This is a genomic window from Bacillus sp. 275 (assembly GCF_001999205.1).
In the GTDB taxonomy this organism is placed as follows: domain Bacteria; phylum Bacillota; class Bacilli; order Bacillales; family Bacillaceae; genus Bacillus; species Bacillus velezensis.
In genome coordinates this window covers 421,710-434,531 of sequence record NZ_CP019626.1, presented here as the reverse complement: position 1 = coordinate 434,531, position 12,822 = coordinate 421,710, and the positions used below count along the sequence as shown (strand labels likewise).

Sequence of the window (12,822 nt, the reverse complement as noted above, 5' to 3'; positions counted from 1 at the left end):
CATGAATCAATTTGAGATAACCGTTCAGCCTGAACAAAAGAGCGAACGGATTGATAAATTTTTGGCTTCAACGGGAGAAAACTGGTCACGCACTCAAGTGCAGCAATGGGTAAAAGAGGGACTGGTATCCGTTAACGGCAAATCCGTAAAAGCGAATTATAAAATGCAGCCCGGCGATCAGGTAAACGTCACCATTCCTGAACCGGAAGAATTGGACGTGCTTGCAGAACCGATGGATTTGGACATTTACTATGAGGATCAGGACGTCTTGGTTGTGAACAAACCGCGGGGCATGGTTGTACACCCGGCGCCCGGCCATGTGACAGGGACGCTTGTAAACGGACTGATGGCTCACTGCAACGACCTTTCCGGCATTAACGGCGTCATGCGTCCGGGAATCGTCCACCGGATTGATAAAGATACTTCCGGTCTGTTAATGGTCGCTAAAAACGATATGGCGCATGAATCACTCGTTAATCAGCTCGTCAATAAAACCGTGACCAGAAAGTACACAGCGGTTGTCCACGGGGTGATTTCACATGATGACGGAACGATTGACGCTCCGATCGGGAGAGATAAAAAAGACCGTCAAAGCATGACCGTAACAAGAGAAAGCAGCAAAAACGCCGTCACGCACTTCCACGTGCTTGAGCGTTTTCAAGATTTCACGCTCGTAGAGTGCCGGCTTGAGACCGGAAGAACGCATCAGATCCGTGTTCATATGAAATATATCGGGTTTCCTTTGGCGGGCGACCCGAAGTACGGACCGAGAAAAACCATTGATTTCAATGGTCAGGCGCTTCATGCCGGAATATTAGGTTTTGATCATCCGCGGACGGGCGAATACATTGAGTTTGAAGCGCCCCTTCCTGAAGATATGAAAAAACTCATTGAAGATTTAAGAAATAGCCATTGACAGCGACTTTCTTTTCTGAAATAATAAAAACAAGCTGAATAGATTCTTTAACACAGTCCAGAGAGGCTGAGAAGGATAACGGATAGGACAGAAGAGATACGCATGTGTCTTCGTCCTGGAAAGGAACCCCTCTATGCTCTGGCAGGAGGGGTTTTTTCTTCTTATATACGAATGGAGAGGTGTCACGAGTGAATCAAAAAGCTGTTATTCTCGACGAACAGGCGATCAGGCGGGCGCTGACAAGGATAGCCCATGAAATGATCGAACGGAATAAAGGAATGAATGACTGCATTCTTGTAGGGATTAAAACAAGAGGCATTTATTTAGCGAAGCGGCTGGCCGAGCGGATCGAACAGATTGAAGGGAATCCGGTCACCGTCGGGGAAATCGATATCACCCTTTACCGTGACGACCTCACGAAAAAAACGAGCAATGAAGAGCCGCTTGTAAAAGGCGCGGACATTCCGGCCGATATTACAGACCAAAAGGTCATTGTGGTTGATGATGTGCTTTATACCGGCCGGACGGTGAGAGCGGCGATGGATGCCCTCGTTGATGTCGGACGGCCGTCATCGATACAGCTTGCCGTGCTTGTCGACAGAGGGCACCGGGAGCTGCCGATCAGAGCGGACTATATCGGGAAAAACATTCCGACCTCAAAAGCTGAAAAAGTGATGGTTCAGCTGAGCGAAGTTGATCAGACTGATATGGTCGCCATTTACGAAAATGAATAATCACCTTTTTAAATGCATTCCAGAGAGTTTGCAAAGAGGATTTTAAAACACAAAGCCGGGCGGATCGACGCGGCCGGGTTTTGTATGCCTCTTTGCGCAAAAAGCAAAGAGGTTTTTTTATACCATTTGAAAGTCAACCGGGAGGAAAACGCCATGAGTAAGAAAAAAGTAAACCTGGGAGTCAGGGACGTCCCCAATCCATTGTCCTGGCTGTCATTCAGCCTGCAGCATTTATTCGCCATGTTCGGTTCAACCATACTCGTGCCGAAACTGGTCGGAATGAGCCCGGCAGTGGCGCTTGTCACGAGCGGAATCGGGACACTCGCCTATCTCTTGGTGACAAAAGGCCAGATTCCCGCTTATCTCGGCTCATCATTCGCCTTTATATCACCGATTATCTTGGTGAAGGCGACGGGAGGGCCGGGGGCTGCCATGGTCGGTGCTTTCCTGGCGGGAATTGTGTACGGCCTGATCGCATTGCTCATCAGGCAGCTTGGAACGGGGTGGCTGATGAAGCTGCTGCCCCCGGTGGTCGTCGGGCCGGTCATCATCGTCATCGGCCTCGGACTGGCAAGCACAGCCGTCAATATGGCAATGTATGCCGATCCGAATGCAAAGGAACTCGTCTACAGCTTGAAACATTTCAGTGTAGCCGGCGTCACTTTGGCCATCACCATTATCTGCGCCATCTTTTTACGGGGATTTTTAAGCCTGATTCCGGTATTGATCGGCATTATAGGCGGCTATCTGTTTGCGCTGACACAGGGCATCGTCAATTTCCAGCCGGTCATTGATGCAAAATGGTTCGCCGTTCCTGAATTTATCATCCCTTTCAAAGACTATACGCCGTCAGTGACATTGGGCATTGCGGCTGCGATGGTGCCGGTCGCTTTCGTGACGATGTCAGAACATATCGGCCATCAAATGGTGCTGAGTAAAGTCGTCGGACAGGATTTCATTAAAAAGCCGGGACTGCACCGCTCCATAATGGGGGACAGTGTTGCGACGATCATTGCTTCGTTAATCGGCGGCCCGCCCACGACAACATATGGCGAAAACATCGGTGTACTGGCAATTACGAGAGTTTTCAGCGTCTTTGTCATCGGCGGCGCGGGAGTGATTGCGCTGTGCTTCGGATTTATCGGAAAAGTTTCGGCGCTGATCAGCTCTGTTCCGTCCGCGGTTATGGGAGGCGTTTCCTTCCTGCTCTTCGGAATTATCGCCTCCAGCGGCTTAAGAATGCTGATTGACAACAACATTGATTATGAAAACAAGAGAAATTTGATTATCACATCCGTCATCCTCGTGATCGGCGTCGGAGGGGCTTTTATTCAAGTATCAAAAGGCGGATTCCAAATATCCGGCATGGCGCTTGCGGCAATCGTCGGAGTCATCCTGAACCTTATCCTGCCGCATGCAAATGAAGAAGACGCGATGGCATCAGAAAAACAAAATCATATGTAAAACCTTTTAAAGAAAGTCCAGAGAGGCTTGGAAGGGTTATAACGGGAAGAAGCTGTACGCTGCTTCTCTCTTTAACCGCACCCCGAGTCTATAGACCGGGGTGTTTTTTTACGGCCTTCAAGCGGAAACGGAGGAGAAAAACATGAATCATTTAACGGCGATGTCTGAACTGAGCACGGCTGAAATTACAGAACTGCTGCGTGAGGCAAAAGCAATAAAAGAGGGAACAGTCCGCCCTGATCTCGCGGGAAAATTTGTTGCGAATCTGTTTTTTGAACCGAGCACGAGAACGCGGTTCAGCTTTGAAGTGGCGGAAAAGAAACTCGGAATGAACGTGCTCAGCTTAGACGATACGAGCACAAGCGTTCAAAAAGGCGAGTCCTTATATGACACGGTCAAAACACTGGAATCAATCGGAGCGGACGCCTGCGTCATCAGGCACAGCACGGATGAATATTACAAAGATCTGACCGGCAGAGTCAATATTCCGATCTTAAACGCCGGCGACGGCTGCGGCCAGCACCCGACTCAGTCATTACTCGATTTAATGACGATTCAAGAGGAATTTGAGACCTTTCAGGGCCTGACGGTTTCCATTCATGGCGATATCAAACACAGCAGGGTGGCAAGGTCAAATGCCGAGGTGCTGACAAGGCTCGGCGCACGCGTGCTGTTTTCAGGGCCGCCGCAATGGCAGGATGAGAAAAACGCCTTCGGCACTTGTGTACAGACGGATGAAGCCATACAAGCTTCAGATGTCGTCATGCTGCTCCGCATCCAAAATGAAAGGCATCAGACAGAAGCCGACCAAAAAGGCTACCTGGAAGCATACGGGCTGACCGCAAAGCGGGCGGAGAGCATGAAGCGGGATGCCATCATCATGCATCCCGCACCGGTGAACAGAGGAGTCGAAATTGACACAACATTAGTGGAATGCGGAAAATCAAGAATCTTTAAACAAATGGAAAATGGCGTGTATATCAGAATGGCAGTCTTAAAAAGAGCACTGCAAACCAATGTAAAAAGGGGAGAAGCGGCTTATGTCTTATCTCATTAAAAACGGCTGGATGTTAAATGAACAGGGAGAAAAAGTGGCACAGGATATCCGGGTAACGGGTGAATTCATTTCGGAAACCGGGCTTCTGACAGTGAAAGACGGAGAAACGGTGATCGACGCTGGGGGACTGTTCGTTTCACCTGGACTCGTAGACCTTCATGTCCACTTCAGAGAACCGGGCGGCGAGAAAAAAGAAACCATTGAGACGGGCTCTAAAGCCGCGGCGCGGGGCGGCTTTACCACAGTCGCAGCCATGCCGAATACAAGACCGGTGCCGGATACGAAAGAGCAGATGGAATGGCTGCAAAACCGGATCAAAGAAACCTCATCTGTCAGGGTCCTTCCTTACGCATCCATTACGATCAGACAAACCGGCGAAGAAATGACAGATTTTAAGGCGCTTCATGAAGCCGGAGCATTCGCCTTTACCGATGACGGCGTCGGCGTTCAGACGGCCGGAATGATGTATGAAGCCATGAAATGGGCGGCTTCAATGAATAAAGCGATTGTCGCTCATTGTGAGGATAACTCGCTTATTTACGGAGGGAGTGTGCATGAAGGTTCTTTTTCAAAAGCGAACGGCCTGAACGGCATACCTTCCATTTGTGAAGCGGTACATATCGCCCGTGACGTCCTGCTGGCGGAAGCGGCGGGCTGCCATTACCACGTGTGTCATATCAGCACGAAAGAATCCGTCAGAGCCGTAAGAGACGCAAAAAAAGCGGGAATCCGCGTGACGGCGGAAGTATCGCCGCACCACCTGCTGCTTTGTGACGAAGATATCCCGGGACTTGATACCAATTTTAAAATGAATCCGCCCCTTCGCAGCAAAGAGGACAGAGAGGCGCTGATTGAAGGGCTTTTAGACGGCACGATTGATTTCATCGCCACTGACCATGCGCCGCATACAGAAGAAGAGAAAAACACGGACATGAAGCTTGCGCCTTTCGGTATCGTCGGTTTAGAAACAGCCTTTCCGCTTCTGTACACACATTTTGTGAAAAACGGGGCGTGGACGCTGAAGCAGCTGGTTGATTTCATGACGGCAAAACCTTGCGAGGCATTTGATCTTCCGTACGGAACGCTTGCACCGGGGGCGCCGGCTGACATCACCCTGATTGATCTGGAAAAAGAAGCAGCCATTGACAAAGATACATTTTTATCTAAAGGAAAAAATACGCCATTCAACAAGATGAAGTGCTTCGGCTGGCCTGTTGCAACGATGGCTGCCGGTAAGCTTGCATACGAAGAAGGGAGACTCGTCAAATGAAAAGAAGACTAGTGCTGGAAAATGGAGCGGTATTTGAGGGTGAAGCATTCGGGAGCCTGGAGCATACCGCGGGTGAAGTCGTATTCAACACGGGAATGACCGGTTATCAGGAAATTTTATCAGACCCTTCTTACTGCGGGCAGATCGTGACGCTGACGTATCCTCTGATCGGCAACTACGGAATTAACAGAGATGACTTTGAATCCATCACTCCTTTTGTAAAAGGGCTGATCGTAAAAGAACTGTGCGAGCTGCCTTCCAACTGGCGTTCGGCTTACACGCTTGACGAGTATTTGAAAATGAAAAATATTCCCGGCTTACAAGGGATTGACACGAGAAAGCTCACAAGAATGATCCGCACGGCCGGCGCATTAAAGGGAACGTTTGCTTCAAGTGAGGAGAATGTCGGAGAGGTTCTTGCAAGGCTGAAAGAAACGGAACTGCCGAGAAATCAAGTCGCTCAAGTATCTGCGAAAACGGCATATCCGAGTCCGGGCCGCGGCAAACGCATCGTACTCGTCGATTTCGGTATGAAGCACGGCATTTTAAGAGAGTTAAACAAAAGAAAATGCGATGTCATCGTTGTGCCGTACAATGTAACGGCGGAAGAAGTGCTTCAGCTCAAGCCGGACGGCATCATGCTTTCTAACGGACCCGGAGATCCGAAAGATGTGCCGGAAGCCATTGAAATGATAAAAGGAATACTCGGGAAGGTGCCGTTATTCGGAATCTGCCTCGGCCACCAATTATTTGCGCTGGCATCCGGAGCGGAAACGGAAAAAATGAAATTCGGACACAGGGGTTCCAATCATCCGGTTAAAGAGCTTGCGACAGGGAAAGTCGCTTTAACCGCCCAAAACCACGGATATACAGTTTCTTCAATAGATGAGACAGAGCTTGAAGTGACGCACATTGCGATCAATGATCAAACGATCGAAGGACTCAAGCATAAAACATTGCCGGCATTTACGGTTCAGTACCACCCTGAAGCTTCACCGGGGCCGGAAGACGCCAATCATTTATTTGACAGATTCATTGACTTGATCGAAACAACTGAGAAAGAAGGGGAAGCGGTATGCCAAAACGCGTAGATATTAAAAAGATTTTAGTGATCGGATCAGGCCCGATTATTATCGGACAGGCGGCGGAATTTGATTATGCGGGCACACAGGCGTGTCTCGCTTTGAAGGAAGAAGGCTATGAAGTCATTCTCGTCAACTCGAATCCGGCAACGATTATGACGGATACGGAAATGGCTGATCGGGTATACATAGAGCCGCTGACGCCGGAGTTTCTCACGCGTATTATCAGAAAAGAACGGCCGGACGCCATCCTGCCGACTCTGGGAGGACAGACCGGACTGAATCTTGCCGTCGAGCTGTCTGAACTCGGGGTTCTTGAGGAATGCGGAGTGGAAGTGCTCGGGACAAAGCTGTCCGCCATCCAGCAGGCGGAAGACCGCGACTTATTCCGTGCGCTGATGAATGAGCTGAATGAACCGGTGCCGGAAAGTGAGATCATCCGCACTTTACAGGAAGCCGAGGAATTTGTCGGCCGGATCGGGTTTCCGGTTATCGTGCGCCCCGCTTACACATTAGGCGGAACGGGCGGCGGCATCTGCTCGAATGAAGCAGAACTGAAAGAGATCGTCGAAAACGGATTAAAACTCAGCCCCGTCCATCAGTGCCTTCTTGAAAAAAGCATTGCCGGTTACAAAGAGATCGAATATGAAGTCATGAGAGACAGCAGAGATCACGCGATCGTCGTCTGCAACATGGAAAATATCGATCCGGTCGGCATCCATACGGGCGACAGCATCGTCGTTGCCCCGAGCCAGACTTTGAGCGACCGGGAATACCAGCTTTTGCGCAATGTTTCATTAAAGCTGATCCGCGCGCTCGGCATTGAAGGCGGCTGTAATGTTCAGCTCGCGCTCGATCCCGACAGCTTCCAATATTACATTATCGAAGTGAATCCGCGGGTGAGCCGCTCATCTGCCCTCGCCTCAAAAGCGACGGGTTACCCGATCGCAAAGCTTGCGGCGAAAATCGCAGTCGGGCTTTCTCTTGATGAAATGATGAATCCCGTAACGGGAAAAACATATGCGGCTTTTGAGCCCGCGCTTGACTATGTCGTTTCTAAAATCCCGCGCTGGCCGTTCGACAAATTTGAGTCGGCAAACCGCAGGCTCGGGACGCAAATGAAAGCCACCGGAGAGGTCATGGCCATCGGACGCACCCTTGAAGAATCGCTGTTAAAGGCGGTCCGCTCATTGGAAGCTGATGTCTATCACCTGGAACTGAAGGATGCGGAAGAGATTTCTGACGGGCTTTTGGAAAAACGGATCAGAAAGGCCGGGGATGAACGCTTGTTTTATCTTGCTGAAGCGTTCAGAAGAGGCTATACAGTCGAGCAGCTTCATGAGTTTTCTGCAATTGACGTATTCTTTTTGCACAAGCTCTGTAAGCTGGTCGCTTTTGAAACAGAGCTGAAAGCGGAAAAAGGCAGCCTTACCGTCCTGCAGACAGCGAAGGAACTCGGTTTCTCCGACAAATATATCAGCCGGGAATGGAACATGCCGGAACAAGAGCTGTATCAAATGCGAAAAGAAGCAGACATCAAGCCTGTATATAAAATGGTGGATACATGCGCGGCGGAATTTGAATCAGAAACCCCGTACTTTTACAGCACATATGAGGAAGAAAATGAGTCTGAGGTTACTTCAAGAAAAAGCGTCGTCGTCCTCGGTTCCGGGCCGATCCGTATCGGACAGGGCGTCGAATTTGACTATGCGACCGTTCATTCTGTCTGGGCGATCAAGCAGGCAGGCTATGAAGCGATTATTATCAACAACAATCCTGAGACGGTGTCCACTGATTTCAGCATATCAGACAAACTGTATTTTGAACCGCTGACGGTAGAAGATGTCATGCACATCATCGATTTGGAACAGCCGGAAGGCGTTGTCGTCCAATTCGGCGGCCAGACGGCGATCAATCTTGCGGAAGAATTGAGCGCCCGCGGCGTCAAAATCCTCGGCACATCACTTGAAGATTTAGACCGTGCGGAAGACCGGGATAAGTTTGAGCAGGCGCTTGAGGCGCTGAATGTGCCGCAGCCGCTCGGAAAAACCGCCGTGTCGGTGAACGAAGCGGTCAAAATTGCCGCATCCATCGGCTATCCGGTACTTGTCCGCCCTTCGTATGTGCTCGGCGGCCGGGCGATGGAAATCGTCTATCACGAAGAAGAGCTGCTTCACTATATGAAAAATGCGGTCAAAATCAACCCGCAGCATCCGGTGTTAATCGACCGTTATCTGACGGGGAAAGAAATCGAAGTCGATGCCGTATCTGACGGCGAAACAGTCGTTATTCCGGGAATTATGGAGCATATCGAGCGGGCCGGCGTCCATTCAGGGGATTCAATCGCCGTCTATCCGCCTCAGTCTTTAAGCGAAGACATTAAGAAAAAAATCGAACAATACACTGTAGCCTTGGCAAAAGGCCTTAACATCATCGGGTTGCTGAACATCCAGTTCGTACTGTCGCAAGGTGAAGTGTATGTGCTTGAGGTAAATCCGCGGTCAAGCAGAACCGTGCCGTTCTTAAGCAAAATCACAAAGATTCCGATGGCGAATCTGGCGACAAAGGTCATTCTCGGCCAAAAGCTTGCTGATTTCGGATATCAAGAGGGGCTGCAGCCTGAACAGCAGGGGGTATTCGTGAAAGCGCCTGTCTTCTCATTCGCGAAGCTGAGAAGAGTGGATATTACGTTAGGCCCTGAAATGAAGTCGACGGGAGAGGTCATGGGCAAAGATTCAACCCTGGAAAAAGCGCTCTATAAAGCGCTGATTGCTTCTGGCATTCAAATCCCGAACTACGGCTCAGTGCTGTTGACTGTTGCCGATAAAGATAAAGAAGAAGGACTGCTGATCGCGAAGCGGTTCCACGCCATCGGCTATAAAATCTTGGCGACGGAAGGAACGGCGGCTTATTTAAAAGACGCTCAGATTCCGGCTCAAGTCGTCGGAAAAATCGGCGAAGAAGGGAAAAATCTGCTCGATGTGATCAGAAACGGCGAAGCGCAATTTGTCATCAATACGCTGACAAAGGGCAAACAGCCGGCCAGAGACGGCTTCAGAATCCGCCGCGAATCCGTTGAGAACGGAGTCGCCTGCCTGACATCTTTAGATACGGCCGAAGCCATTTTGCGGGTACTGGAAAGCATGACATTCCGGGCGGATCATATGCCTGCATCCGAAACCAATCAAAAGGCGGCAGTCACGATATGATGAAAGTGCATTTGACTGTTCAATCCAACTTAGAAATTGCCGACCGGATTTATAAGATGGTGCTGAAAGGAGAGCTTGTCCGGCACCTTACCGAGCCGGGTCAATTTCTACATCTGAAGGTGAGTGACGCGGTCACGCCGCTATTAAGAAGACCGCTCAGCATTGCGGACGTCGATTTCGCTGCGGATGAAGTATCCGTTATCTACAGAGCTGACGGTGAGGGAACGCGTCTTTTGTCCGAGAAAAAAGAGGGCGGCAGGATAGACGTTCTCGGCCCTCTCGGCAACGGATTCCCCATCCGGCGGATTGAACCCGGCAAAACCGCGCTGTTAGTCGGAGGCGGAGTGGGGGTTCCGCCTTTGCAGGAACTGTCAAAGCGCCTGACGGAAAAAGGCGTAAACGTCATTCATGTGCTTGGATTTCAATCAGCAAAGGATGTTTTTTACGAACAGGAATGTCGTGCGTACGGAGACACCTATGTGGCGACGGCTGACGGAACATATGGAGAGAAAGGGTTTGTCACCGATGTCATCCGTGAAAAGCAGCTCGAATTCGATGTCCTGCTAAGCTGCGGACCGACACCGATGCTGAAAGCTCTGAAGCAGCAGTACGGCCATAAAGAGGTTTATCTTTCGATGGAAGAGCGGATGGGCTGCGGCATCGGAGCCTGCTTCGCCTGCGTGTGCCGCACGGGTGAAAGCGATACATCCTATGTAAAGGTCTGCCTTGACGGGCCGGTATTTAAAGCTGAGGAGGTGGCGCTGTAATGTTAGAGGTGAATCTGCCGGGTCTCCAATTGAAAAATCCGATCATCCCCGCTTCCGGATGTTTCGGTTTCGGGAAAGAATATGCCGGATTTTACGATTTATCATGCCTCGGAGGCATTATGATTAAAGCAACGACGAACGAAGCCCGCTTCGGAAATCCGACGCCGAGAGTGGCGGAGACAAGCGCGGGCATGCTGAATGCCATCGGTCTGCAAAATCCCGGCCTTGAGCATGTGCTCAATCATGAGCTGCCTTGGCTCGAACAATTTGACACGCCGATTATCGCAAATGTCGCCGGTTCTCAGGTGGACGACTATAAAGAAGTGGCCGAGCACATCAGCCAAGCGCCGAATGTGCATGCGCTTGAGCTTAACATTTCATGTCCGAATGTCAAAACGGGGGGGATTGCTTTTGGTACTGATCCCGTCATGGCGGCCGAACTGACAAAAGCGGTGAAAGAAGTTTCCGCAGTGCCTGTGTATGTGAAGCTTTCGCCTAATGTCGCAAACATAACCGAAATTGCTAAAGCGATTGAAGCGGCCGGTGCTGACGGTCTGACGATGATTAATACACTCATCGGGATGAGGCTCGATCTCAAGACGGGACGGCCGATCTTAGCAAATAAAACGGGCGGACTGTCAGGCCCGGCGATCAAACCGGTCGCCATCCGGATGGTATACGAAGTCAGCCAGGCCGTTCAAATCCCGATTATCGGGATGGGCGGCGTTCAGACCGCAGAGGATGCATTAGAATTTCTTCTTGCGGGAGCGAGTGCGGTTGCCGTCGGCACGGCAAACTTCGTCAATCCGTTCGTCTGCCCGGAAATCATAGAACAGCTCCCCCGTGTGCTGCGCCAGCACGGCTTTCAATCTGTAAGTGAATGCATCGGAAGGAGCTGGAAACATGAAAAACAACCTGCCCATCATCGCGCTTGATTTTGCATCAGGGGAAGAGACTTTAACGTTTTTAGACTTGTTTGAAAAGGAAAGGCTTTTTGTCAAAACGGGGATGGAACTTTTTTATCAGGAAGGCCCCGCCATCATTCACCAATTAAAAGAACGAAATTGTGATATATTTTTAGATTTAAAGCTTCATGATATCCCGACTACGGTCAATAAAGCGATGAAGCGGCTGGCCGGCCTCGGCGTTGATCTCGTCAATGTGCATGCGGCAGGGGGCGCACGCATGATGCGCGCGGCCCTTGAGGGGCTTGAAGAAGGCACGCCGGCAGGCAGAAAACGCCCGTCTTTAATCGCAGTGACTCAGCTGACCAGCACTTCAGAGCAGGTGGCGAAGGAAGAGCTTCTGCTGCATAAGCCGCTGTTAGAAACGGTTGTGCATTACGGCAAAATGGCGGAAGAGTGCGGGCTGGACGGAGTGGTATGTTCGGTACATGAAACAAAAGCCATTTATGAAGCGGTCCGGCCTTCATTTCTGACAGTCACACCGGGCATCCGCACGGCCAGTGACACAGCTGACGATCAAGTCCGGACGGCGACTCCGTCATTTGCGAAAGAAAACGGTTCGTCAGCCATCGTCGTGGGCCGCTCAATTACAAAAGCGGAAAACCCCGTTGAAGCATATGAAGCAATTAAACTGGAATGGGAGGGCGTTCGCCGATGAAACAGGCTATCGCAAAACATCTATTACACATTGAAGCTGTCTTTTTACGCCCGAATGAGCCGTTTACGTGGGCGAGCGGCATTTTATCACCGATCTATTGTGACAACCGTCTGACATTGTCGTATCCAAAAGTGAGAAATGATGTGGCGGACGGGCTCGGCAAACTGCTGAAAGAGCATTTTCCCGAGGCTGAGATGATCGCGGGCACTGCAACGGCGGGCATTCCGCATGCTGCGCTTCTCGCAGACCGTACAGGCGCGCCGATGTGCTACGTCAGAAGCAAACCGAAAGCGCACGGCAAAGGAAATCAAATAGAAGGCGCCATTAAGAAAGGACAAAAAACAGTCGTGATTGAAGACTTGATTTCTACCGGAGGCAGCGTGCTTGAAGCTGCGGCGGCCCTTCAAAGAGAGGGCGCGGAAGTCCTCGGCGTCATTTCCATTTTTACATACGGACTGCCGAAAGCAAAAGAAGCCTTTAAAAAAGCGGGTCTTCCTTATTACTCGTTAACGGATTATGACACGCTGATTGAAGTCGCGCTTGAAAACGGAACGATTCATTCAGATGACATTGAGAAACTGAAATCATGGAAACAGAATCCCGAGTCAGAAGATTGGTTTAAAAAATAATGACAATAAAAACAGGCCTCAGGGCCTGTTTTATTATTCCTATCAAAAAACTCGGGTTGACTTCTGTTAGA

11 protein-coding genes are annotated in these 12,822 nt (G+C 50.3%); all 11 read left to right on the top strand.

Annotated features, from left to right (window positions below):
* Window position 1 precedes the first annotated feature (1 nt).
* Window positions 2–916, top strand: coding sequence for an RluA family pseudouridine synthase (locus BZ167_RS01680; protein WP_007611300.1), 915 nt, complete (start codon window positions 2–4; stop codon window positions 914–916).
* 188 nt (window positions 917–1,104) lie between these two features.
* Window positions 1,105–1,650, top strand: coding sequence for a bifunctional pyrimidine operon transcriptional regulator/uracil phosphoribosyltransferase (gene pyrR, locus BZ167_RS01675; RefSeq protein WP_003154392.1), 546 nt, complete (start codon window positions 1,105–1,107; stop codon window positions 1,648–1,650).
* A gap of 153 nt (window positions 1,651–1,803) precedes the next feature.
* On the top strand, window positions 1,804–3,114 hold the full coding sequence (gene pyrP, locus BZ167_RS01670) for a uracil permease PyrP (RefSeq protein ID WP_025284702.1): 1,311 nt from the start codon (window positions 1,804–1,806) through the stop codon (window positions 3,112–3,114).
* A 142-nt stretch (window positions 3,115–3,256) separates the two neighbouring features.
* Entirely contained in the window at window positions 3,257–4,171 is a 915-nt protein-coding gene (locus BZ167_RS01665; protein WP_062623340.1) for an aspartate carbamoyltransferase catalytic subunit, read from the top strand.
* Window positions 4,155–5,441 (top strand): dihydroorotase, encoded by a 1,287-nt coding sequence (locus tag BZ167_RS01660; protein ID WP_060675452.1) that lies wholly within the window; start codon window positions 4,155–4,157, stop codon window positions 5,439–5,441. Before BZ167_RS01665 ends, BZ167_RS01660 begins: the two co-directional genes overlap by 17 nt.
* On the top strand, window positions 5,438–6,532 hold the full coding sequence (locus BZ167_RS01655) for a carbamoyl phosphate synthase small subunit (RefSeq protein ID WP_007409730.1): 1,095 nt from the start codon (window positions 5,438–5,440) through the stop codon (window positions 6,530–6,532). Before BZ167_RS01660 ends, BZ167_RS01655 begins: the two co-directional genes overlap by 4 nt.
* Window positions 6,517–9,732, top strand: a complete 3,216-nt coding sequence (gene carB, locus BZ167_RS01650; protein ID WP_062623341.1) for a carbamoyl-phosphate synthase (glutamine-hydrolyzing) large subunit — start codon at window positions 6,517–6,519, stop codon at window positions 9,730–9,732. Before BZ167_RS01655 ends, carB begins: the two co-directional genes overlap by 16 nt.
* The gene (locus BZ167_RS01645; protein WP_060675454.1) at window positions 9,729–10,499 is read left to right on the top strand and encodes a dihydroorotate dehydrogenase electron transfer subunit; all 771 of its coding nucleotides are present in this window, start codon (window positions 9,729–9,731) and stop codon (window positions 10,497–10,499) included. Before carB ends, BZ167_RS01645 begins: the two co-directional genes overlap by 4 nt.
* Complete coding sequence (locus tag BZ167_RS01640; RefSeq protein ID WP_003154377.1) at window positions 10,499–11,434, top strand: dihydroorotate dehydrogenase; 936 nt, start codon at window positions 10,499–10,501, stop codon at window positions 11,432–11,434. Before BZ167_RS01645 ends, BZ167_RS01640 begins: the two co-directional genes overlap by 1 nt.
* Complete coding sequence (gene pyrF / locus BZ167_RS01635; RefSeq protein ID WP_015417439.1) at window positions 11,403–12,122, top strand: orotidine-5'-phosphate decarboxylase; 720 nt, start codon at window positions 11,403–11,405, stop codon at window positions 12,120–12,122. The genes BZ167_RS01640 and pyrF overlap by 32 nt, the downstream gene beginning before the upstream one ends.
* On the top strand, window positions 12,119–12,751 hold the full coding sequence (pyrE, locus tag BZ167_RS01630; protein ID WP_061861443.1) for an orotate phosphoribosyltransferase: 633 nt from the start codon (window positions 12,119–12,121) through the stop codon (window positions 12,749–12,751). The genes pyrF and pyrE overlap by 4 nt, the downstream gene beginning before the upstream one ends.
* The last annotated feature ends 71 nt before the right edge of the window (window positions 12,752–12,822 follow it).

What these genes read in the sequence shown, in the direction of transcription:
- BZ167_RS01645 (WP_060675454.1), top strand. Translation starts at nt 9,729, where the DNA reads ATGATGAAAGTGCATTTGACTGTTCAATCCAACTTAGAAATTGCCGAC.
- BZ167_RS01640 (WP_003154377.1), top strand. Translation starts at nt 10,499, where the DNA reads ATGTTAGAGGTGAATCTGCCGGGTCTCCAATTGAAAAATCCGATCATC.
- BZ167_RS01655 (WP_007409730.1), top strand. Translation starts at nt 5,438, where the DNA reads ATGAAAAGAAGACTAGTGCTGGAAAATGGAGCGGTATTTGAGGGTGAA.
- BZ167_RS01660 (WP_060675452.1), top strand. Translation starts at nt 4,155, where the DNA reads ATGTCTTATCTCATTAAAAACGGCTGGATGTTAAATGAACAGGGAGAA.
- pyrP (WP_025284702.1), top strand. Translation starts at nt 1,804, where the DNA reads ATGAGTAAGAAAAAAGTAAACCTGGGAGTCAGGGACGTCCCCAATCCA.
- pyrF (WP_015417439.1), top strand. Translation starts at nt 11,403, where the DNA reads ATGAAAAACAACCTGCCCATCATCGCGCTTGATTTTGCATCAGGGGAA.
- BZ167_RS01680 (WP_007611300.1), top strand. Translation starts at nt 2, where the DNA reads ATGAATCAATTTGAGATAACCGTTCAGCCTGAACAAAAGAGCGAACGG.
- pyrE (WP_061861443.1), top strand. Translation starts at nt 12,119, where the DNA reads ATGAAACAGGCTATCGCAAAACATCTATTACACATTGAAGCTGTCTTT.
- BZ167_RS01665 (WP_062623340.1), top strand. Translation starts at nt 3,257, where the DNA reads ATGAATCATTTAACGGCGATGTCTGAACTGAGCACGGCTGAAATTACA.
- carB (WP_062623341.1), top strand. Translation starts at nt 6,517, where the DNA reads ATGCCAAAACGCGTAGATATTAAAAAGATTTTAGTGATCGGATCAGGC.